The 21,512-nt window shown below is 59.6% G+C and carries 17 protein-coding genes and 2 rRNA genes; 6 read left to right on the forward strand and 13 right to left on the reverse strand.

What is annotated here, in order from left to right; genetic code table 11:
• Window positions 1–89: 89 nt before the first annotated feature.
• Together IEQ42_RS04815 and mdaB are read right to left on the reverse strand one after the other, a co-directional pair.
• The gene (locus IEQ42_RS04815; RefSeq protein ID WP_210702721.1) at window positions 90–1,001 is read right to left on the reverse strand and encodes a LysR family transcriptional regulator; all 912 of its coding nucleotides are present in this window, start codon (window positions 999–1,001) and stop codon (window positions 90–92) included.
• A 127-nt stretch (window positions 1,002–1,128) separates the two neighbouring features.
• Window positions 1,129–1,719, reverse strand: a complete 591-nt coding sequence (gene mdaB, locus IEQ42_RS04820; RefSeq protein WP_210702722.1) for an NADPH:quinone oxidoreductase MdaB — start codon at window positions 1,717–1,719, stop codon at window positions 1,129–1,131.
• A 184-nt stretch (window positions 1,720–1,903) separates the two neighbouring features.
• Here mdaB and IEQ42_RS04825 point away from each other — a divergent pair, with 184 nt between their 5' ends.
• Window positions 1,904–2,218, forward strand: a complete 315-nt coding sequence (locus tag IEQ42_RS04825; RefSeq protein ID WP_042557547.1) for a putative quinol monooxygenase — start codon at window positions 1,904–1,906, stop codon at window positions 2,216–2,218.
• Here the strand turns inward: IEQ42_RS04825 and IEQ42_RS04830 are convergent.
• Window positions 2,208–2,972, reverse strand: a complete 765-nt coding sequence (locus IEQ42_RS04830; RefSeq protein WP_210702723.1) for a sulfite exporter TauE/SafE family protein — start codon at window positions 2,970–2,972, stop codon at window positions 2,208–2,210. The genes IEQ42_RS04825 and IEQ42_RS04830 overlap by 11 nt on opposite strands.
• Window positions 2,973–3,204: 232 nt before the next feature.
• Between IEQ42_RS04830 and IEQ42_RS04835 the strand changes: the two genes are divergently transcribed.
• The 4 genes from IEQ42_RS04835 to IEQ42_RS04850 all read left to right on the forward strand — a co-directional run bounded on the left by IEQ42_RS04835 (window position 3,205) and on the right by IEQ42_RS04850 (window position 5,584).
• A complete protein-coding gene (locus IEQ42_RS04835; RefSeq protein ID WP_210702724.1) occupies window positions 3,205–4,086 on the forward strand; it encodes a LysR family transcriptional regulator in 882 nt (293 codons plus the stop codon).
• A 45-nt stretch (window positions 4,087–4,131) separates the two neighbouring features.
• Window positions 4,132–4,707, forward strand: coding sequence for an NAD(P)H-dependent oxidoreductase (locus IEQ42_RS04840; protein ID WP_210702725.1), 576 nt, complete (start codon window positions 4,132–4,134; stop codon window positions 4,705–4,707).
• 48 nt (window positions 4,708–4,755) lie between these two features.
• Complete coding sequence (locus IEQ42_RS04845) at window positions 4,756–5,127, forward strand: MerR family transcriptional regulator (protein WP_210702726.1); 372 nt, start codon at window positions 4,756–4,758, stop codon at window positions 5,125–5,127.
• Window positions 5,128–5,233: 106 nt separating this feature from the next.
• Window positions 5,234–5,584: a cupin domain-containing protein gene (locus tag IEQ42_RS04850; RefSeq protein ID WP_023969491.1), complete on the forward strand. Its 351-nt coding sequence runs from the start codon at window positions 5,234–5,236 to the stop codon at window positions 5,582–5,584.
• Window positions 5,585–5,747: 163 nt separating this feature from the next.
• Here the strand turns inward: IEQ42_RS04850 and mmsB are convergent, their stop codons facing one another.
• The gene (mmsB, locus tag IEQ42_RS04855) at window positions 5,748–6,650 is read right to left on the reverse strand and encodes a 3-hydroxyisobutyrate dehydrogenase (RefSeq protein WP_042557542.1); all 903 of its coding nucleotides are present in this window, start codon (window positions 6,648–6,650) and stop codon (window positions 5,748–5,750) included.
• 10 nt (window positions 6,651–6,660) lie between these two features.
• Window positions 6,661–8,187, reverse strand: a complete 1,527-nt coding sequence (locus IEQ42_RS04860; protein ID WP_047299658.1) for a CoA-acylating methylmalonate-semialdehyde dehydrogenase — start codon at window positions 8,185–8,187, stop codon at window positions 6,661–6,663.
• A 149-nt stretch (window positions 8,188–8,336) separates the two neighbouring features.
• Here IEQ42_RS04860 and IEQ42_RS04865 point away from each other — a divergent pair, with 149 nt between their 5' ends.
• On the forward strand, window positions 8,337–9,284 hold the full coding sequence (locus IEQ42_RS04865; protein WP_210702750.1) for a LysR family transcriptional regulator: 948 nt from the start codon (window positions 8,337–8,339) through the stop codon (window positions 9,282–9,284).
• On the opposite strand, the gene yfiB is transcribed toward IEQ42_RS04865, so the two are convergent.
• The 8 genes from yfiB to IEQ42_RS04905 all read right to left on the reverse strand — a co-directional run.
• Window positions 9,281–9,775: an outer membrane lipoprotein YfiB gene (gene yfiB / locus IEQ42_RS04870; RefSeq protein WP_479687552.1), complete on the reverse strand. Its 495-nt coding sequence runs from the start codon at window positions 9,773–9,775 to the stop codon at window positions 9,281–9,283. The two genes, IEQ42_RS04865 and yfiB, sit on opposite strands and share 4 nt — an antisense overlap.
• Before the next feature lie 5 nt (window positions 9,776–9,780).
• Window positions 9,781–11,049, reverse strand: a complete 1,269-nt coding sequence (dgcN, locus tag IEQ42_RS04875) for a diguanylate cyclase DgcN/YfiN (protein ID WP_210702727.1) — start codon at window positions 11,047–11,049, stop codon at window positions 9,781–9,783.
• Entirely contained in the window at window positions 11,046–11,621 is a 576-nt protein-coding gene (gene yfiR / locus IEQ42_RS04880; RefSeq protein ID WP_210702728.1) for a regulatory sequestration protein YfiR, read from the reverse strand. Before yfiR ends, dgcN begins: the two co-directional genes overlap by 4 nt.
• Window positions 11,622–11,740: 119 nt before the next feature.
• The gene (gene recD, locus IEQ42_RS04885) at window positions 11,741–13,849 is read right to left on the reverse strand and encodes an exodeoxyribonuclease V subunit alpha (protein WP_210702729.1); all 2,109 of its coding nucleotides are present in this window, start codon (window positions 13,847–13,849) and stop codon (window positions 11,741–11,743) included.
• Window positions 13,846–17,535: an exodeoxyribonuclease V subunit beta gene (gene recB / locus IEQ42_RS04890; protein ID WP_210702730.1), complete on the reverse strand. Its 3,690-nt coding sequence runs from the start codon at window positions 17,533–17,535 to the stop codon at window positions 13,846–13,848. The genes recD and recB overlap by 4 nt, the downstream gene beginning before the upstream one ends.
• Window positions 17,532–20,984: an exodeoxyribonuclease V subunit gamma gene (gene recC, locus IEQ42_RS04895; protein WP_210702731.1), complete on the reverse strand. Its 3,453-nt coding sequence runs from the start codon at window positions 20,982–20,984 to the stop codon at window positions 17,532–17,534. Before recC ends, recB begins: the two co-directional genes overlap by 4 nt.
• 154 nt (window positions 20,985–21,138) lie before the next feature.
• A 5S ribosomal RNA gene (rrf, locus tag IEQ42_RS04900) occupies window positions 21,139–21,254 on the reverse strand.
• Window positions 21,255–21,405: 151 nt separating this feature from the next.
• A 23S ribosomal RNA gene (locus IEQ42_RS04905) occupies window positions 21,406–21,512 on the reverse strand; the annotation flags it as partial.

A 21,512-nucleotide genomic window follows, 5' to 3' on the forward strand; every position in this document is an offset into this window, starting at 1 on the left:
CGTGAGTAAGTGATGGGACGAGTATTGACCGACGACGGCGGCCGAAAAACCCGTCATCACCCAAATCACTGTTGCGCAGAGGTCACGAATCAACCTTTGAAATCGGCGCTGGCGTAAGCCGCGAGTTTGCTCTGGATGAAGTCGAGGAAGCACTGAATCCGCAGCGCCAGTTGCGAGTTACGGTAGTAAACGGCGTTGATCGGTTGGCGATAACCGCTGTTGAATTCCGCCAGCACGACCTTCAAACGTCCGGCGCGGATGTCGTCGATGGTCATGAAGTGCGACAGGCACGCGATGCCCTGCCCTTCCAGCGCCAAGTGCCGAACGGTTTCGCCGCTGGAGGCGCTGATGGCCGGGGTGATGGGCCAGCGGTCACCGTGCACGTAACGCAACGGCCACTGATTGAGGCCTTCGTTCTGGGTAAAACCGAGCAAGGCGTGTTCGCTGAGGTCGGCCACTTGCAGCGGCGTGCCGTGGGTTTTCAGATAGGCAGGGCTGGCGACGATCAGCAGCGGACTGCAACCCAGCGAACGCGCATGCAATGTCGAATCGGCGAGGGTGCCGATGCGGATGGCGACGTCGGTACTTTGTTCCAGCAGGTCAATGATCAGGTCATTGCTGTTGAGTTCGAGCTGGATGTCCGGGTAGAGCCGGCGGAATTCGTCGATGTAGGGCACGACCGCGTGCAGCATGAACGGCGACGCGGCGTTGATCCGCAGGCGTCCGGACGGGGTTTGCTGGCGCGAGGACAGGCGTTCTTCGAGTTGCTCCATCTGATCGAGAATCAGCTTGGCCTGCTCAAAGAAATACTTGCCCTCCTCGGTCAGGTCCATGCGCCGCGTGGTGCGGTTGATCAGCGTGGTATCAAGCTTGGCTTCCAGCCGCGACAGCGTGCGACTGACCGCCGACGGCGTCTGCCCGACCTGCTCGGCCGCGGCGGAAATCGAACCGCACTCGATCACACAGACGAAAATCTGCAACTCATCGGATCTGGCTTTCACGGGTGTCCTCTTTGAAATCGCCAAGATCGCAGCCTTCGGCCGCTCCTACAGTGAAATGCGTTCCCCTGCAGGAGCTGCCGAAGGCTGCGATCTTTTGCTGTTACAACCGATAGTAGCCCGAAACCACTCAAGCCTTGAGGCCAAACACCTCGCTCAAATGCTGCTCGTAGCGCGCCACATCATTCTCGATGTTCGGGCGCTTCATCACGTCGACACACAGAAACGTCGGTAACCCGGTCATGCCCAGAAACTCATTGGCCTTGTGAAACGGGAAGTACACCGCGTCCACGCCCTTGGCTTCGAAGAAGTCAGTCGGGTCATCGAAGGCTTGCTGCGGGGCGTTCCACGTCAGCGAGAGCATGTATTGCTTGCCCTGGACCAGGCCACCACTGCCGTACTTCTGCGACGCATCGGAACGGGTGCGACCATCGCTGGCGTAAAGGCTGCCGTGGCCTTCGGTGAAGACTTCGTCAACGTACTTTTTTACCGTCCACGGCGCGCCCATCCACCAGCCCGGCATCTGATAAATGATCACGTCGGCCCAGAGGAATTTGGCGACCTCTTCAGCGACGTCATAACCCTCGTCGATGAACGTCGTTTTGACGTCGACACCGCCGCGATCCAGCACGCTCAGCGCGGTTTCGTGCAGGGTGGTGTTGTAGCGACCGTCGGAGTGAGCGAATTTTTTACCGCCATTGAGCAACAACACTTTTTTCATGAGAAAGCCTCGGCGCAGCCATCGGGCTGGGTGAAGAAGGGAAAATTGAATGGCGGCAGGTTAACGATCGGCCTCGCGCGGAATAAGCCACGGTCGCGCAAAATACATTTGATTAAAAAGCACGAATCGATAGCTGATTGTTGCCGTAGCATTCGCAGCCATCTGAATTTGAGGAGTTGTTCCGATGAGTGAACGCCTGGGTTTCATCCTGCACGCCAAGACCCGTCCGGAAAAAGCCGCGGCTTTCGAAGCGCTGTTCCGTGCCTATGTCGAGCCAAGCCGCGCCGAGCCGGGCTGCATCGAATACCACATGCTGCGCGACAAAGAAGATCCGACGCTGTTCATCTTCTACGAGATCTGGGCATCCCAGGCGCATCTCGATGTGCACTCGAACCTGCCGCACATGAAGCAGTTTTTCGAGCAGCGCATGGAGTTTCTGGAGCGAGATTTCGACATTCGCTCGATCGACATGCTCAGTGAATCGTCGGCTAGCCGCTGATCAGCAAGTGGGCGCCGAGCGCGCCCAGACCGATGAAGAACACCCGCTTGAACAGCACCGCGCTGATTCGCTGACGCAGCCATTGGCCGAGCAACATGCCAAGCACTGCCGGAACCAGCGCCAGCAGCGAAGCGCTCAATTCACCGCCACCCAACGCGCCACGCCAGAGCAAGCCGCCGGCCAACGCCAGGGTCGAGACGGTAAACGACAGCCCGAGCGCCTGCACCAGTTCATCGCGATTCAAACCCAGCGCTTGCAGGTATGGCACTGCGGGAATCACGAAGACTCCGGTGGCCGAAGTGATAACACCGGTGATCACCCCGCAGACCGGCCCAAGCCATGGCTCATGGCGCGGCTTTATGTGCAGCGTAGGCAGCAATAGCCCGCTCAACGCATACAGCAACAGTGCCGCGCCCAGTCCGCGTACCACCCAATGTCCGCCGACCATGCCGATCGATAACGTGCCGATACCGGTGCCAAGGAAGATCATCAAAAGCATCGGCCAGAGGCGTTTGATCAATCCTTTCAAATGACCGCCGAACGCCAGTTGCCAGACGTTGGTCAATGTTGCCGGGATGATCAGCAACACAGCAGCCTGTGATGGGGCCATAGCCAGACCGAGCAGCCCCATGGCGACGGTGGGCAGGCCGAGGCCGATGATGCCTTTGATCAGGCCGGCCAGGATGAAAGTGGCGATCACCAGTAACGAAAAGGCAAGACCGAGGTTTTGGTAGAAATCTGCAAGTGTGTTCATGGCGCTAATGTGCGCCGGTCGAGGGCGGTTGAAAATCTGCCATATACTTAGCCTGCCTCTGCCCAAACAAGAGGCTGATATTTTTTTGATGCTGCTGGCCTCATCGCTGGCAAGCCAGCTCCCACAGTATTTTGTGTTGTGCGCAGATGTTGTGATCGACGCCGAAACCTGTGGGAGCTGGCTTGCCAGCGATGGTGCCAGCCCAGACACCGCAAAATCATGGGCTGCCACCATGCACTTCGACCTCACCGATCTGCGCCTCTACCTGCACATCCTCGACACCGGCAACATCACCGCCGGCGCCGCTCGCAGCCATCTCTCCCTCGCCGCCGCCAGCGCAAGAATCCGCGCGATGGAAGCCTCACTGGGCACCGACTTTCTCCAGCGCGGTCGTCGTGGCGTGACCCCGACACCGGCCGGCAAAGCGTTGGCCCACCACGCACGCGTCCTCGTGCAACAAGCCGAACGCATGCAGCAGGATCTCGCCGAATACGCACAAGGCGTCAAAGGTCAGGTGCGGTTGTTGTGCAACACCACCGCAATCACCGAGTACCTGCCGGAAGTGCTCGCGGACTTCCTGCGCAGCCATCCCAATCTCGACATCGACCTGCAAGAGCTGCCCAGCGCCCGCATCACCCACGCCTTGCGGCAGGGGGCGGCGGATCTCGGGATTGTTTCCGACGCGGTCGACACCAGCGACCTACAAACCCAGTCCTTTCGCGACGATCCACTGGTACTGATTCTGCCGCTGGATCACCCATTGTCTGACGCCGTCGAGGTCAGTTTCAGCGATGCCTTGCGCTACGACTTCGTAGGACTGAGCGCCGGCAGCGCACTGGCGATCTACCTTGAAGAACAGGCGTTGCACAGCGGCTCGCGCATGCAGATCCGCATTCGCGCCGACGGTTTCGACGGCGTGATGCGCATGGTCGGCCACGGGGCCGGACTGGCGATCGTGCCGCTGGCTGCCATCGAGCGCGCAACGCCACGCTCATTCAAAAGCGTTGCCCTCGACGAGCCTTGGGCGCGCCGCTCGTTGCTGCTGTGCGCGAAGGATTTCAGCGCTCTGCCGAGTTACGCCAAAGCACTGATCAAAGCCTTGACTCTCCCCTAAGGGGCAGACTTCATCCTTGGCTTTTTTACAGCAGGCACGATGACCATGGGCAAACGCATTCTGCTGATTCTCGGCCATCCTTCGACCAAGAGTTTTTGCGCTGCACTCGCTGAGCGCTACACACAGTCAGCACTCGATGCCGGACACGAGGTGCGCCAGTTGCGCCTTGGCGAGATGGTTTTCGACCCGGTGCTGCGCGACAGTTATCAACAGATCCAGCCGCTGGAAGATGACTTGAGCGCGGCACAATCCGACATCCTCTGGGCCGAACATCTGACACTGGTTTACCCGATCTGGTGGGGCGGTATTCCGGCGCTGCTCAAAGGTTTTTTTGATCGGGTGTTTCTTCCGGGTTTTGCCTTCAAATATCGCCCGGGTAAAGCGTTTCCCGAAAAACTGTTGGCCGGACGCACCGCCGATTTACTGGTGACCATGGATACTCCGCCCTGGTATTACCGCTGGATCTATCGCATGCCGGGGCTGCATCAGGTGCGCAAGACGACCCTCGATTTCTGTGGGATCAAACCCTTGCGCACGCTGACGTTCGGGCCGGTGCTCGGCTCAAGCGATCGGCAACGGAAAGCCTGGTTGGGACAGGTGCAGGCTATCGCCAGTCGCTGAGTCTGCCGATAATGCGCTGCGCTGTTACTTGTTGAAAAAAGGACTTATATGTACATCGGCCAAGCCGCGCAACGTTCCGGCACCACCATCAAAAGCATTCGCCACTACGAGTCGATCGGCCTGTTGCCCACACCCCGGCGACAGGGTAGCTACCGCCTCTACGATCAGCAGAGTGTCGAACTGCTGATCTTCATCAAGTGCGCCAAAGACATGGGTTTTCGGCTCAAGGAGTTGCAGGCGATCTTCTGCGAACATCACGGTGAGGCGATGCCGTGGGCGTTGGCACAACAAGCCATAGAAGCGAAAAAAAGCGAGATCAACCGCACCATGGCCGAACTCACACGCCAATATGCGCAACTCGAAGGGTTCGAAGTCGAGCTGGAGCGAGCCAGAGTCGAATGCCCGCTGGAGAAACTCTAACGATCTGCGCGTTTCTGAGCAGTTTGATGTCGAGTACAGACAACTGACCGGCGACCGGGCGCTATAGGGTGCGACTTCAGTTCACAGCCCACAGCCCGGAGTTCTCATGACCGCGACCGCCCCTATCACCGTTCTGCGCGATACCCATCCGCTGCCGGTACTCGACGCCTGCAAATGGGAAAAACTCGAAGGCGACCCGCACACCGTCAACCTCAACGCCTACACCAGCGAAGACGGCAGCAAGATCATGGGCACCTGGATCTGCACGCCGGGCAAGTGGCGCGTCGATTATGTGAAGTGGGAGTACTGCCACTTCCAGGAAGGCTACTGCGTGATCACCCCCGACGGCATGGAACCCATCCACCTGCGCGCTGGCGACATCTTCGTGGTTGAGCCGGGGATGAAAGGCACGTGGGAAGTGGTCGAGACGGTGCGCAAATATTTCGTGTTTGCCTGATGCAAAAAAGCCGGGGAACCACCCGACGTGGTTTCCCGGCAAACAATATCAGATACACGAAATTCTCTTGTGGGAGCGAGCCTGCTCGCGAAAGCGGACGGTCAGTCACTTCCTTGTTGAAGCGACCGCCGTCATCGCGAGCAGGCTCGCTCCCACAGCTTGTTCAGCGCTGCCCTTCAATTGCAGGCTTGCGATAGCTGTTGATAATCGCCGAGAAATCTTTCCCGCCGTCCCCGCGCTGGCTCATCGCCTGATACAACTGCTGCGCCACCGCGCCCAGTACAACTGGCTGATGTGCCTGACGCGCCGCTTCAGTCGCAAGGCCCAGATCCTTGAGCATCAATTCCGCACCGAAACCTCCGGTGTACCCGCGGGAAGCCGGCGCTGTTTCGACGATGCCCGGCCACGGGTTGTACATTTCCGAACTCCAGCAACGCCCGGTCGAACTGTTGATGATCCCGGCCAGCACCGACGTATCGATCCCCAGCGCATCGCCCAGCGCCATCGCTTCACTGACGCCAACCATCGAAATCGCCAGCAGCAGGTTGTTGCAGATTTTGGCGATCTGCCCGGTGCCGACTTCACCGCAATGAACGATGTTGCGGCCCATCTGCGCCAGCACCGGTTGCAGGGTGGCGAACAGTTCCGGCGTGGCGCCGACCATGAAGGTCAGGGTCCCGGCAGTCGCACCGCCCGTACCGCCGGACACCGGCGCATCGGCCATGGCCACGCCCTGTTTGGCGGCAGCCGCGGCGACGTCTCGAGCAGTCTGCGGATCGATGGTGCTGCAATCCACCGCCGGCACGCCTTTGCCAATGCCGGCGAGAACACCGTCTTCACCGAGCCAGACGCTGCGCACGTGCACGGCGGCCGGGAGCATGGTGATCACCAGTTCGGCGTCCTCGGCAGCCTCGCGGGCCGAAGCGCGGATGGTGCCGCCCATCTGCTCCAACTCCGCCAACACGGTTTTGTTCAAGTCGACCAGATTCAGCGAATGGCCAGCCTTGATCAGGTTGCGCGCCATCGGTGCGCCCATGTTGCCCAGACCGATAAATGCGATTTTCATGGCACGTTCCTCAGCGCAGGTTGATGGTGGTGTTCACGCCGTCGTTGACGCTGTCGTCATCGAACCAGCGCGCCGTGACCGTTTTGGTCTGCGTGTAGAACTGCACCACTTGCTTGCCGTACGGGCCGAGGTCGCCGAGTTTCGAACCGCGCGAACCGGTGAAGCTGAAGAACGGCACGGGCACCGGAATCGGGATGTTGATGCCAACCTGGCCAACATCGATTTCCGTCTGGAATTTACGCGCCGCCGCACCGCTCTGGGTGAACAGACCTGTGCCGTTACCGAACGGGTTGGCGTTGACCAGCGCAATCGCCTGATCAAGCGTATCGACTTCCAGCACCACCAGCACCGGGCCGAAGATTTCCTGGGTGTAGATCTGCATGTCGGTGGTCACGCCCGAGAACAGGGTCGGGCCGACGAAGTTGCCTTGCTCGTAACCCGGCACGCTGATGTCGCGACCGTCCAGCTCAAGCTTGGCGCCTTCCTTGATGCCGCTTTCGATCAGCTCGAGAATCCGCGCCTTGGCCTTTTTCGAGATCACCGGGCCGACATCGGTGCCCGGCTCGTTACCGGCGTTGACGGTGAGTTTCTGTGCCAGCGCTTTCAGGTCCGGCAGCCATTGTTTCGCCGCGCCCACCAGCACCACCACCGAAGTGGCCATGCAACGTTGTCCCGCCGCACCGAAACCGGCACCGACCAGCGCATTCAGCGCTTGCTCGCGATTGGCGTCCGCCAGCACCACGGCGTGGTTCTTCGCACCCATCATCGATTGCACGCGTTTGCCGTGTTTGCCGGCCAGGTCATAGACGTGAGTGCCGACAGCGGTCGAACCGACGAAGGACACGGCTTTGATGTCCTTGTGAGTGCACAGGCCATCAACCACGTCTTTGCCGCCGTGAACCACGTTGAGCACGCCCGCTGGCACACCGGCTTCAATCGCCAGCTCCACCAGCAGCATGGTCGACAGCGGATCTTGTTCAGAGGGCTTCAATACGAAAGTGTTGCCGCAAGCGATGGCCATCGGGAACATCCACAGCGGAATCATCGCCGGGAAGTTGAACGGCGTGATGCCGGCGCAAACGCCGATCGGCTGGCGCAGGGTGTAAGTATCGACGCCACCCGCGACGTTCTCGGCGAACTCACCCATTTGCAGGCTACCAATGGAGCAGGCGTGCTCGACCACTTCCAGGCCACGGAAAATATCGCCCTCGGCGTCGGCAATGGTTTTGCCCTGCTCGGCGCTCAGCACCACGGCGATGCGCTTGGAGTGCTCGCGGATCAGCGCTTGCAGCTTGAGCATGATGCGCATCCGCGCGCCGATCGGGGTCAGTTTCCAGGTCTGGAAGGCACGCTGGGCGGCGCTGACGGCGGCATCGACTTCAGCGGCGGTAGCGAACGGGACTTTGGCCAGCACTTGCTGGGTCGCCGGGTTGACGATGTCGTGCCACTCGGTGGTTTGCGACTCGACCCACTCGCCGTCGATCAGCAGCTTGACCTTCTGCAGCGTGGTTTCGTTGGGCGTAAGCGATGCGTTCATGCTGGTCTCCGAAACTTGTTTTTATCGTAGGAGCCAAGGCGAAAGGTTCGCCTTGAGATGAGGCGTGTGTCACGAGTTGGTTGTCGGACTGTTTTTGGAGTATAGATGTGCAAACTTCTAATAAGAACGCACATATAAGCCCGTCCATCATGCAAAAAAACATCACCTCTCTAGGTTCGCTGAACTGGGACGACCTCAAGTTTTTCCTCGAAGTCGCCCGCACCCGCAAAGCCAGCACCGCGGCCAAACGGCTGGCGGTCGACTACACCACCGTGTCGCGGCGGATCAGTTCGCTGGAAGCGGCGTTAGGCACGTTGCTGTTCGAGAAATCGCGGACCAGCGGCTTCGTGCTCACCACTGAAGGCCAGCGTTTACTGGGTTACGCCGAATCGATTGAAAGCACATTGCACATGGCCTGCGAGCAGGTTTCAGGCTCTGGCGTGGCGCTGTCCGGACATGTGCGCATGGGCTGCACCGAAGGCTTCGGCAGTTTTTTCATCACGCCGCAACTGAGCCATTTCGTCGACGCCTACCCGGCCATCTCGGTGGATATCCTGCCGCTGCCGCACTTCATCAGCCTGTCCAAGCGTGAGGCCGACATCGTCATCGCGCTGGAACGCCCGGAGCACGGACCGTACGTCTGCTGCAAACTCTGCGACTACCGCTTGCAGCTCTATGCGACCCAGGACTACCTCGACAAACACCCACCGATCCGCCGCCCGGCAGACTTGGGCAAGCATCAATTCATCAGTTATGTGGATGACCTGGCGTTCAGCTCGGAGCTGCTTTACCTGGCGAATGCGCTACCGGGTGCCAGCGCGAACTTGCGCAGCACCAGCGTGATCGCGCAATTCGTCGCGGCGCAGCAAGGTCGCTCACTGGCGATTCTGCCGTGCTTCCTCGCCGCACAGGACCCGCGTTTGTTGCCGGTGCTGCCGGAAGAAATCGACATCACCCGGCAGTTCTGGATGTACTGCCGGGAGGATCTGCGCAAGTTGAAGCGGATTACCCTGTTGTGGGATTACATCCGTGAGGTGACCGAGCGTAATCAGGATCTGCTGATGGGGCAGACCCGTGAGATGCAGTTCGCCGATTAATCGGCGCTGACCACAATCGAAACCCGGCGGTTTTCCGTGCGGCCTGCGGCAGTGTCGTTGGATGCCACCGGCTCGCTGCTGCCCAGCCCACGTAACTGTATGTTTTCTTGCTTCATGCCAACCGTGCCCAATACGTTGGCGACGCTCTTGGCCCGGCGCAATGACAGTTGCTGGTTGTAGGTTTCCTTGCCCGACGCATCGGTGTGGCCGTCGACCCGCACCCGCTCAATGCCCACGCCCAACAGGGCTTTGCCGATGCGCGAGACGATCTCGGTGCTCTGCGTATTGAGGCTCTCGACATCGCTGCCGAACAGCACTTTGCCGGACAGGCCGAACTCCCAGCCATCGTCAGTCAGCTCGAAGCCTTGTTGCTTGAGCACGGCAACCTGCGCCGCAGAGAGGCCTTTTTGCGGGGCGGTCTGGCAACCAGTCAGCGCCAATATGGCCATCAACATCAGCGTGGAAAACAGTCGAACAGGAAAAGTGAACACGGAAATTAGCTCCTTGTTTGAACGGGATTGACCGGGTACTCCGACCCCGCCGTGGATTGAGCGCCACGCGACAGGCGCTTGGCTTGATACATCGCCGCGTCGGCAGCGTTGAGCAGCGCACCGGGGGTGACGCCATGATCGGGGTAAACCGCGATGCCGATACTGAGCGACGTCACAACACTGGCGTCACCCGGCAGGGCGATCGGCATGTCCATGCTCGCGAGAATCTTGTCGGCGATGCGTTCGGCGTCTTCGACCTTGTGCAGAGGCGCGAGCAGTACGGCGAATTCGTCCCCGCCCAGTCGCGCGACCAAATCTTCTTCACGCAATTGCGCGCGCACCCGATTGGCAACCGCCACCAGTACCGCGTCACCGGCCGCATGGCCAAAGTTATCGTTGATGCCTTTGAAACGGTCGCTGTCCAAAAACAGTACAGCCACGCGCTCCTTGAGTTTGCCGGCATTGCGCAGGGCCCGAATCAAGCGGCCCTCGAAATAGGCACGGTTCGGCAACCCGGTAAGACTGTCGTGACTGGCCTGGTGGGCCAGGGTCTCGTTTTCGCTTTTCAGATGGGTTTGCCACGACTCCAGTTCGTCGAGCAAGGCGTTGAAGTCGTTGCCGAGGTTGTCGAGTTCGGCGATCTGCGCTGGCGGCACGCGCCGATCCAGCGCTCGCTCGCTACGGGCGGCGTGGGCCACAGCCGCGAGGCTGCGCAACGGGCCGATGATCTCGCGCAATTGTCGCCGCGCCAGATAGATCGCCACCCAGGCGCTGATGGCGGTACAGAGAATGATCCCCGCCAGACCGCTGAGCAGAAACCGCATCAGACTGCCGCCGTGACCGGTGAGCAGAACACGTCCGATCTCGCGATTCTGATGAGTGATCGGCAAGTCGATCGGCTTTTCCAGAATCGCCCGGGCGAGTTGCATTTCCAACTCAGAGATCAAACCGGTTTCCGGTCGCTGCCATCGCGCGAGCAGTTGACCTCGGGCATCCAGCACCTGAGCGTCTGCCACTTCTTCGGCCGATGCGATCATTGCCAGCGACTCAGTGGCGGCAGCCTTGTCGTTGAACACGACCGCCGCTTCCACGGTGTAGCTGATCGACCGGGCGATCAAATGCAGGTTGTGATCGGCATATACCCGCAACGCCAAAACGCCCAGCAGGGTCAGTGAAACACTGGCCATCGCCACTGCCACCAATGCGACCGTCAGGTGCCCACGGCCGAGAACCGAGCCTAACGTTGGGCGCGTATTGGATCTGAACAGTCTCATTGTGCCGCCGATTTGCGGCGTGACAACTGCAGCACGCTTGGATGAATGCGCACGCCACTGCGGGCAACAGAGTCGAGATTGACTTCGAAAGACACCTGCTCATCGCCGACGCGCAGACAGAACAGACTGCCGACCGTGCACGGGTCGTCGGCCTCGCTGATGCTCAGCACCGGGTGCCCTGTCAGCGAAGCAAACAGCCGACTGCGTTCATCTGCGGTGAGTTTGCCGATATACACCGCATCGCATTCGGTGACGATGGCCGGGTTGTCGGCCAGCAGACGATGCACGATAACGGGCCTGCCGGTGGCCTGAGTAGTGCCCTTGACCAGATCATCGGTGTATTCAGTGGGGCCGACGATGCACAGGCGCAGTTGCGCAGGCTCTACCGGCCAGCGTGCGTAGCTGAGAATACCCAGCACAACCTGGGTGACCGCCTGAGCCCGCTGTTCGGCCATGCTAGGCGGCGTTTGCGGTTGCGCGACGGCAGCGCCCGCCAGCAAACAGAGCAGACCGACAAGCACTGCGTGCTTGCAGCGAAATACGCGCTCTGTCGCCCAGACAGCCACCTTCATGCAGGGATTCTCTTGGATCGTAACGGAATGATGCCGCAACGATAGCACAGCGCTGAATCACCAGCGAGGCGCGGACTCCTGACCGGATGGTCAGTAGTCAGCCTCATTCAACGAAACCTTCATCCCCGGGGCTCGGTGCCCTCCTCCAGTTCCAGCATCAACCCGCTCAAGCGTTTTACCTTGCGCTGCACGGCCTCTTCAAACACTCCGGCACGCGGTTCGATCAAGGTGAACCAGTGCTTGGCCCGGGTGATGCCGGTATAGATCAGCTCCTTGGTCAGCACGGGGTTCAAGGCGTCCGGCAGGATCAATGCGGTGTGGGCGAACTCCGACCCTTGAGACTTGTGTACGGTCATCGCGTAGACGGTTTCGACATCATTCAAACGACTCGGCAACACAAAGCGCACGCCACCCTGGCCATCGTTGCGGGGAAAAGCCACGCGCAGCACCGGTTTACCGGCGGCAGGACCTTCGCGCTCGGGCAGTTTGAGGGCAATGCCAATGTCACCGTTCATCAGGCCCAGACCGTAGTCATTGCGGGTCATCAGCACTGGCCGACCTTCGTACCATTGCTGGTCGTTGTCGATCAGTCGCGCCTTGAGCAATGCCGCTGTGATGCGCTGGTTCAAACCTTCCACACCCCACGGCCCCTTGCGCACCGCACACAACAGCTGGAAGGTGTCGAATGCCTGCAAGACCTCGCGGGCCCAGTTGATCCAGTCCGGATGTTCGAGCGGCCTGTCGAGCGGTGGACGCTGATCACGCAGCACTTTCAGGTAATGCCGATAGCCTTGCGGTCCGTCGCCATGGCCATCAAGCAAGAGTCGCTCGAGGTGCAGATCGTGCTCGCCCTTGAGCGGCAACGAATACACATCCTCATACTGCCCCGCCACCAGCAACTGACGCGCCTCATCCGGCAACTGTTGATTGACCCGGCGTGCTAGCTGGCCGATACCGCTCCCTTCGCCAAAGCGCCGGGAGTGACGCAACATCACCACTTGTTGCGCCAGCGGATGGGAGCCGTCGAGGTCCTCATGCAAGCCGCTGGCCTGCAACGATTCACCGCTGACCGACTCCAGCCATTGCCGAGTCTGCGGGCTATACCAACCGCTTTCAGCGTCACGGCACAAATCCCCCAAAACGGCGCCGGCCTCTACCGAGGCTAGCTGATCCTTGTCACCCAGCAGCACCAGACGTGCATGGGCGGGCAGGGCGTCGAGCAGGTTGGCCATCATTTCCAGGTCGATCATCGACGCTTCATCGACCACCAACACATCCAGCGGTAAACGGTTGCCGGCATGGTGGCGGAAGTGTCGCGTACCGGGACGACTGCCCAGCAAGCGGTGCACAGTGGTCACGTCGCAGGGGATTTTTGCGCGTACGTCTTCGGCGACTTTCAGCGATTGCACTTGTTGGCTGATGGACTCGGTCAATCGCGCAGCCGCTTTGCCTGTCGGTGCAGCCAAGCGAATTCGCAGCGGATGACCAGCCTCCACCGCTGGCGCTTGCAGCAACGCGAGCAAGCGCACCACTGTGGTGGTTTTGCCGGTGCCCGGGCCACCGGTGACGATACTGAATGCACCGCGGGTAGCGAGGGCACAGGCGAGTTTCTGCCAGTCGATCACCTCATCGGTTTTGGCCGACCCGAACAGTTCATTGAGCCGTTGCGGCAGGTCATCCGGCGTCGCCTCACTCTGGGCGAGACGCTGACGCAACGCCGTATCGATGCGGCGTTCGTAAGCCCAGTAGCGCCGCAGGTATAAACGTTTTCCGGACAGCACCAGTGGGCGATTCTGCGCGGCTTCGCGGGTATCGGCTGCCAGCGCGACCAGGCCACTGCCCGCCAACGCTTTGCACCAATGCGCACCATCTAGCGCTTCAAGCAATTGTGAAGGCAGCAACAATACGCCCCCTTGCACGTCGCCTTCGGGTGGCAGCGACAAGGCAAAGTCAGGGGCTTTAAGGGTTTCGAACAAATCCAGACAAACATGACCGTGCCCGAGTTGATGACTGGTCAGCGCTGCAGCGAGCAGCACCAACGGATCGGTATCGGGCTCAAGCTCGTGCAGGAATGCGACGAATGCCTTGTCCAGCGCACGCAGCCAGCCACGCTCGACCCAACGGGTGAGCAACAGCAGCAAGTCATCGGCGCTTGTCAGGGGCGAAAGCCTAGACAGGCTGTCGGCTGCCAGCGGTGTCGGCAACAGATCGGCAAACGTGCGGCTCATAGCAGGACTCCCTGTTCCCATGCGGGTTCGGCCTTGGGTTCGGGTTTACCCTGGAACATCCGGTCGAGACGCTCGATCAACTCACGAGGCGGTCGGGCAAAGTACACACCGCGGCTGTCTGAGCGAGTGCCGCGCAAGAACAGGTACAGCGCCCCGCCAACATGCCGGTCGTAATCGTAGTCGGGCAAACGTGCCTTGAGCTGACGATGCAACGCCAACAGATACAACACGTATTGCAGGTCGTAGCGGTTGTCCAGAATCGATTGTTCCATGGCGTGTTCGGTGTAGGCCAGATCGTCCACACCCAGCCAGTTGGACTTGTAGTCGGCCACGTAATAGCGGCCATCGTGTTCAAAGGTCAGGTCGATGAAGCCTTTGAACATGCCGTTGAGTTGCACTGGCTCTGCGCCAACCCGGGCCACACCATTGTGGGTGAACTGGCGTACCAGTTCGTCGAGTTTCAGCACGTCGACTTTATGGCTGGCGAACCAGAATTCCATCTCGACTCGGTACTGTGTCAGCTGTTCGAGAATCACCGGTGGCCGCCCATCAGCGATTGGCAGGGGCGACTCGAGCAGGTGTTGCAACCAGTCACTGAGGGTGGTGATCCAGCCTTCCCAGCCACGCAGGTTGCAGCGCCGGCCAATCGCGTCCTCCAGCGCCTCGCGGGAGACGGCGAAACCGTCATCACCCGCCCACTCCAGCAAACCGTGAAGAAACGTTCCCGGATTGGGGCCACGGGGGAAGCGATGGATATCGGCGCCGCCGGTTATGATTTCTCGCGGTGCATCCGGGTCGAGGCGTTCGTCATCGAAAAGCTTTTGTGCTTGCGGGCTGTCCGGTGCTTCATCGCTGCCGACACTCAGCACATCACTGATGCGCAGCGCGCTATACGACGCGATCCACCAGTTCTCACTGGCCTTGCGCTTGGGCAGCAACGTGGCACTGAGGACGGCTTCATTGCGCGGAGGTTGGTAATGCTCGTCGGTGGGTTGCGGCATTTCGCCGATGTCGATAGCCGGGCAGTCTTGTTGCAGGTCTTGCAACCACCGGTTGAGTCCACTGGACTCACCCGAAGAGGCACCGCCACCCAGCAGATAGCCGAGCGCAGAAAGGTGTAGCACCGAGCTGTTGTTATTGCCACGTTTGAGATCCGTCACGCCTAACCAGCAGGCATGTTGCGCACGAGTCAGGGCGACATAGAGCAAACGCAGATCTTCGGCGAGACGCTCTTCGTCCGCTTGCGCAATCAACTCGACGGTCGGCCTGAGACTCACCTGAGCCTTGCCCGCAGCGTCGTGGTAATGCAACGGCAATCGACTACCGTCCACGGGTTTCGCCGAGCAGATGAACGGCAGGAACACCAGCGGATACTCAAGGCCTTTGGACTTGTGGATGGTCACGACCTTGACCAGTTGCTCGTCACTTTCCAGGCGCAGGATCTGCTCTTCACCCGCCTGACCCGACAGTGCCAGAAGCTCGGCCAGATGACGGATCAGCGCTTGCTCACCGTCCAGCTCTGCGGCGGCCTGCTGCATCAGTTCCGACAGGTGAAGAAGGTTGGTCAGCACCCGCTCGCCATCGCTGCGTGTCATCAAGGTCTGTGGCAAATGGAAGTCGTGAAGCAGGCGGCGCAGCATCGGCAGCACGCCTTGTTTGCGCCAGAGTTCGCGATAGCCACGAAACTGCATGACTCGAGCTTCCCAAACCAGTTCGTCCTGATTCAGCCGCTCCAGTTCAGCCAATGGCAAGTTCAGAGTGATACAGGCCAGCGCGGCTTTAAGCGAGCGTTCGACATCCGGCTCGGCGCAGGCTTTGAGCCAGGACAGCAGGTCGTGGGCCTCTTGGGCCGCAAACACCGAATCCTTGTCCGACAGATAAACGCTGCGCACACCGCGGGCGGCAAGCTCGCCGCGAACCGCTTGAGCCTCTTTACCGTCGCGGACGAGGATCGCGATGTCAGAAGGCCGCAGCCCTCTGAAATCTTCACCGTCCTGAACAAACCCCGCACTTCCGGTTTGCCCGCCATTGAGCAATGCCGTTATTTGGCTAGCACAGGCGGCCGCCAACTGTTGCCGATAAACCGCTCCCGACAGCGGTTGGTCTGTGGACAAGTGCCAGACATTCAATGCGCCAATGTCCTGTCCGGCAATCTGCAGTTTCTCTTTACGACCTTGCGATTCCACTGGTTGAAACGGCACCGGGTTCTCGCCGTTTTTCTCCCGGAACAAAAACGCGCCGCGTCCCAGCTCTCGGGACTCGGCGCGTTCGAATACATGGTTGACTGCTTTGACCATGCCGTGACTGGAGCGGAAATTGGTGCCCAGCGTATGCAGTCGGCCGGTGGTGGCCTGACGGGCACGCAAATAGGTGTAGATGTCCGCACCGCGAAAAGCGTAAATCGCTTGCTTGGGATCGCCGATCAGAAACAAACCGGTATCGGGGTTGTTGTCTTCGATGCGATAGATGCTTTCGAAGATGCGGTATTGCACCGGGTCGGTGTCCTGGAACTCGTCAATCAGCGCGACCGGGAATTGCTCACGGATCAACGTTGCCAGACGTTCGCCGCCGTCGGATTGCAGCGCGGCATCCAGGCGTAGCAGCATGTCGTCAAAACCCATTTCGGCACGACGGCGCTTCTCTTCTTCAAAGCGTGTGCCCACCCAATTGGCGGCGTGCTGCAGGACAGCGGCATCAGGTGTTGGCAGTGCATCAAGACTCGATTTGAGCCCGGACATAGCATCCAGCCCCGGGTGACTTGGGGCCGGCCCCTTCCACGCTTCGGCCATGCCGTCAGGGGTCAGGCGGGTGAAGCCAGTGCCGATGTCCAGTTGCTCCAAAGACTCGTCTTCGGCCCAAGCCTTGAGCTTCTCGAACCAAGGCTCAAAGTAACGCGCCTGCATCTTGCGACCATCGACAGTCTTGCTGGCAACGCCTTGATGACAGATGGCGAGCAACTCGTCCGCCCATTGACGCCAAGGCATCTTCAACTCGATCAATGCCGAGCGGCGCTCCTGCAAACATTCCTCGATAAGCTCAGCGGGTGCCTTGCCTTCATCGCTGTCGCGCTCGCTGGCGAACAGCCCGCGCACTCGGGGTAGCAACGCTGCAGGTCCACCCCAGTTGCTACGAACCCAATTCAGCGCATCACCCTGCATCGGGTAACAGAACAGCCGCCAGTAATCGCGCAGCACTTCACCGAGCAAATCGCTGTGATCGGTTTCCAGGGATTGAGTGAACAGACTGCCGCTGTCGAACGCATGCTCGCGCAGCATGCGCTGACACCAGCTGTGGATGGTCGAGACGGCGGCTTCATCCATCCATTGCGCAGCGATATCGAGGCGATTGGCACAGCCGGGCCATTGCTGAGGATCGAACTGATCGCGCAGGTCAGCGATCAATCCGTCAGGGGCCGGGGTCTCGTCGCGAAAAAACCTCGCAGCCTCGGCCAGTCGCGTGCGAATTCGCTCGCGCAGCTCTTTGGTCGCCGCGTCGGTAAACGTCACCACGAGGATCTGCGGAGGCAACAACTCGCGGGCAAACCCGCTCAACTCACCGCCGTGCCCGAGGATGAGCCGCAGATAGAGCGCAGAAATGGTGAAGGTTTTGCCGGTACCGGCACTCGCTTCGATTAACTGGCTGCCACGCAGCGGAAATGCCAGGGCCAGCGGTGTCTTCGTGCTCATGAGCGGGGGCCTTCGCTGGACAATGAACGCCAAGGGGCTTCATGCAGGGGGCGGTACAGGGTGTCGCACCAACCGGAGAACGTCTCATCCGCGAGTAATGCGTCGAAGTCGGCAAATTGTCGGGATAATGCCGGACTCTCACGGCGCTCACCCTCGCTGGTCTGCCCGTCACCTTCGTAGGCTTTACGGGCAGCAGCTTCAGCTTTGACTGGATCGGTCTGCGATAGCCAGGCGAATGCGGTCTTTACCGCAACCGGCAATGGTTGGCGCATGCCGGCCTGCCAGGCGAGGAGTAAATCGCCAAGGAGGCTAAACGCGCGGGCTTGCTCCATCGGCTCCAGCAGCACAGTGTCGTCACTGGCGACCAATGCCGTGGTCAGTGAAAGTCCGCTGGCGCAGGCGGCAAGATGATTGACCCACGGTTTGGTCAGCCGATGCCACTTACGACTTTTGATCGAGCCAATGCTGTTGGGAATGGTCGTGACTGCTAACAAGCCACCATCAGTGCGCTGATGCAGGCCTGCGAGCCAGCCCTCAAGCCGCAAACCCTGAAAATCGAGATTGACCGGGATGGCGCTGGTCACCGGTGTCGGCCACAACGTCAGTAGCTGTTGATAACGTTGCAACAGGTCAGGGAGCGGTTCGATCAGTTCCCGCTGCAGGCATTCGCCAAAACCGGCCATGGGCAACAATCCGCTGTTTTGCAGCCTTCGGGCCTGAGCCTCGAGTGCCTGATCGATATTGTCCGGTTGTCTGAGGGCAGCTTCGAGCAGGCTGTCGCTGAGCGTATAGCGCTGCAATGCGTCCAGCACAAAAGGTTCTTCATCGGCCAGCGGAGCTTCGGCGGCTTCGAAATACACCTTGAGGCGTTGGGTAAAAAAATGTCGTGTCGGGTTACGCAGGAAATCCTGCAGCAGGGCCAGGCTCAGAGGTTCTTCCTGAACGTAAGGCGTGAGTAATTCAGCGTGGGCCTGGGGCGCATGCTGTTGATGCAACACCTGCCACTCACTGGCATAGCTGAACAGTTGATCGCCTTCATGGAAATAGCGCGCACTGAACGGCTGCAGCGGATGCTCTTCGGTCATGGCGCCTAACAGATCCTGGCTTTCGTCGATCAATCGCCAGCCGCTGGCGAGGTGATCACGCAACTGGCCAATCAGCACGGACGCCGGTCGCTCACTGTTGTCGCGAATGCTGCGGCCGACCCAACTGATATAGAGCTGATCACGTGCCGACAAGAGCGCCTCGAGCAACAGATAGCGGTCATCTTCACGCCGCGAGCGGTCTCCAGGGCGGTAGTCGCTGCCCATCAGATCGAAATCCAGCGGGGGTTGCGCACGGGGGTAATCACCGTCGTTCATCCCCAACAAACAAACCAGCTTGAAGGGAATGGCGCGCATCGGCATCAACGTACAAAAGTTCACCGCACCGGCCAGGAAGCGCTGAGACAAACGCCCCTGATCCAGGCCGGCGAGCCAGGCTTCACGGACGACCGTCAGCGGCAGCTCATCTACCAGACCTACCGTCTCACAGGTCTCCAGCCAGGTTTCACGAAGCTCTTCCAGTTGGGTAAGCAAGTAATCGTCATGTTCATTACTGGCTTTGAAGAACAGCTGCATAAGCGCTTGGAGTCGCTGCCCCCACTCTTTGGGTTGAGCCGGTTGTGTGAGCTGCTGATGGGCGAGCTCCAGAGCATCGAGCAACGCTACCAACGGCCCGATCAATGCGGCATCCAGGCCGCCGATTTCATCATACGGTTCAATCCCTGAGCAGGCATTGGCGGTACCTACTGCATAACCCAAGAGCATTCGGCGCAGGCCAAAATGCCAGCTGTTCTGTTCAAGTTCGTCGGGCAGCCCGAGCCCGGCACGCTGCTCGGCGTTCATCCCCCAACGGACACCCGCCCCTTCTATCCAGCGATGCAGTGTTGGCAGGTCCCGCTCTTCCACGCCGAACCGGGCACGTAATGCCGGAACGTCGAGCAGGTCGAGGATTTCGCTGACGGGGAAACGACTGTCCGGCAGCTTGAGCAGGTGCTCGACCGCGATCAGTAATGGGTCGCGGCCACGCTGCCCCTGATCCGCCAAAGTGAAGGGAATGAAGCGTGGGTCATACCGGTCGAGTTGACCAAACACCGCGCGTATATGCGGTGCATAACTGTCGACATCCGGCACCATTACGATCACATCGCGAGGGCGCAGTTTCGGATTGGCACTGAAGCGCGCCAGTAGCTGGTCATGCAGGATTTCCACTTCGCGCTGAGCGCTGTGGGCAATGTGAAAACGGATCGAATCGTCTTCATTCAGATCAACAGCAGGCCAGTGCTCGCGGGTCTCGTTGAGTGGACGCAGCTCCAGGATATCGTCCTGAAGTTGATTGAGCAGATTGTGTGGCTCAGATTCGCTGAACAGGTCGATGCGGCCGTCGCGAAAGACGGCGCGGTAGCTGTTGGGATCGTCGTAACTGTCGAGCAGGTTGATGTAGTCGCGACCTTGCTTACCCCATGCTGCCAATAACGGATGGGCATGCTGGTGTAGTGTTTCGGGATCCAGCACGACGGGCATTCCGCTTTTGCGGGACTGTCGCTTGTATTGGTGACGCAGCAAATCCTTGTCGGCGACGATATCGGCCCAGTGGTGACGGCAAGGGTTATGTACACACAACAGAACCTGGCTGAAACGTGCGAGTCCGGCCAGCGCTTCAAGCACCTGGGCCGGTAACGACGAAATCCCGAAAACAATCACTCGCGATGGCAGTCCAGCAGGAGCTTTCGCAAGGTTGTTGATCCGCTCGATGAATCGCTGGTGAACGCCGGCGCGACTCTGCGCCATGCCTTGTTCACCCACGTCATTCAGTAGCGCCCGCCATAGTTCGGCTTGCCAGCAGCTGGTAGCGGGCAAAGGCTTTATCTCGCCTCTGACATTTCGTAATTGATGCCGCCCTTCGGCCCAATCCTCAAGCCAGTCAGCCCGATACACCTGATATTGGTCGAAAAGATCCGCTAGACGCTCAGACAATTGATAGCGCTTGCGCAAGTCAGTGTCGTGGGTAAGGAAGCGTTGCAGCGGCTCGAAATGCGCATGGTCGATGACCTGGGGTAGCAAACGCATGAGGCGCCAGGTTAGTGGCGCTTTATCGAGCAGGGATTTGGCCGGAATTTCTTCTCGCCCCAAAACCATGCGATAGAGCTGCCACATAAAGCTACCGGGCAGTTGAACATCAATCGCTGCGGCGATGCCGCAACCACCGAGGTCGCCTTCTTCTGGATCTTCAGCCAGAGCCAGCTTTAGCCATTGGGCGATGCCGTTACTCTGCACCAACGCAATTTCGTTCTCCAGGGGAGCCAGCGGATAGCGCCGCATGATGCTGACCACCAAGCTGCGCAGTTCGTCCAGGCTATTGCTCTGAACCACCATGAATGCAGCGTTGAGGGACTGGGCGTCCGGCATAAAGACTTCCTTGGAAAAGTACGAAAACCAGGTCAGAACCTTAGCATTGTCGGCACGCTATGACAGCCGGACGAGGTCCGTGAATGCTGTAAGAACTTTCCTGCGGGCAAAACAAAACCCCAACTGCTTTCGCAATTGGGGTTTCGGAATTTAATCTTGACGATGACCTACTCTCACATGGGGAAACCCCACACTACCATCGGCGATGCATCGTTTCACTGCTGAGTTCGGGATGGGATCAGGTGGTTCCAACGCTCTATGGTCGTCAAGAAATTCGGGTACTGAGTCGTGACCAGGTGGTCTCGCTTCAGCAAATTGGGTATGTGACAGCTTTCGGTGTTTTGTGAACATCGAACTTTCGGTTCGTTTCGTCTTCACACACCGCAATCTGGCCTTTCGACGCAAATTGCTTGGGTGTTATATGGTCAAGCCTCACGGGCAATTAGTATTGGTTAGCTCAACGCCTCACAGCGCTTACACACCCAACCTATCAACGTCGTAGTCTTCGACGGCCCTTCAGGGAACTCA

Origin of the sequence: Pseudomonas iridis (genome assembly GCF_017980685.1) — a bacterium.
GTDB classification, from domain to species: Bacteria; Pseudomonadota; Gammaproteobacteria; order Pseudomonadales; family Pseudomonadaceae; genus Aquipseudomonas; species Aquipseudomonas iridis.

Excerpts from the sequence above, each read along its gene's own strand:
- mdaB (WP_210702722.1), bottom strand. The coding sequence starts at position 1,719 with ATGAAAAAAGTGTTGTTGCTCAATGGCGGTAAAAAATTCGCTCACTCC.
- IEQ42_RS04860 (WP_047299658.1), bottom strand. The coding sequence starts at position 8,187 with ATGAACGCATCGCTTACGCCCAACGAAACCACGCTGCAGAAGGTCAAG.
- IEQ42_RS04845 (WP_210702726.1), top strand. The coding sequence starts at position 4,756 with ATGTACATCGGCCAAGCCGCGCAACGTTCCGGCACCACCATCAAAAGC.
- IEQ42_RS04840 (WP_210702725.1), top strand. The coding sequence starts at position 4,132 with ATGGGCAAACGCATTCTGCTGATTCTCGGCCATCCTTCGACCAAGAGT.
- mmsB (WP_042557542.1), bottom strand. The coding sequence starts at position 6,650 with ATGAAAATCGCATTTATCGGTCTGGGCAACATGGGCGCACCGATGGCG.
- recB (WP_210702730.1), bottom strand. The coding sequence starts at position 17,535 with ATGAGCACGAAGACACCGCTGGCCCTGGCATTTCCGCTGCGTGGCAGC.
- yfiR (WP_210702728.1), bottom strand. The coding sequence starts at position 11,621 with ATGAAGGTGGCTGTCTGGGCGACAGAGCGCGTATTTCGCTGCAAGCAC.
- recC (WP_210702731.1), bottom strand. The coding sequence starts at position 20,984 with ATGCCGGACGCCCAGTCCCTCAACGCTGCATTCATGGTGGTTCAGAGC.
- IEQ42_RS04850 (WP_023969491.1), top strand. The coding sequence starts at position 5,234 with ATGACCGCGACCGCCCCTATCACCGTTCTGCGCGATACCCATCCGCTG.
- IEQ42_RS04830 (WP_210702723.1), bottom strand. The coding sequence starts at position 2,972 with ATGAACACACTTGCAGATTTCTACCAAAACCTCGGTCTTGCCTTTTCG.
- IEQ42_RS04825 (WP_042557547.1), top strand. The coding sequence starts at position 1,904 with ATGAGTGAACGCCTGGGTTTCATCCTGCACGCCAAGACCCGTCCGGAA.
- IEQ42_RS04835 (WP_210702724.1), top strand. The coding sequence starts at position 3,205 with ATGCACTTCGACCTCACCGATCTGCGCCTCTACCTGCACATCCTCGAC.
- IEQ42_RS04865 (WP_210702750.1), top strand. The coding sequence starts at position 8,337 with ATGCAAAAAAACATCACCTCTCTAGGTTCGCTGAACTGGGACGACCTC.
- dgcN (WP_210702727.1), bottom strand. The coding sequence starts at position 11,049 with ATGAGACTGTTCAGATCCAATACGCGCCCAACGTTAGGCTCGGTTCTC.
- recD (WP_210702729.1), bottom strand. The coding sequence starts at position 13,849 with ATGAGCCGCACGTTTGCCGATCTGTTGCCGACACCGCTGGCAGCCGAC.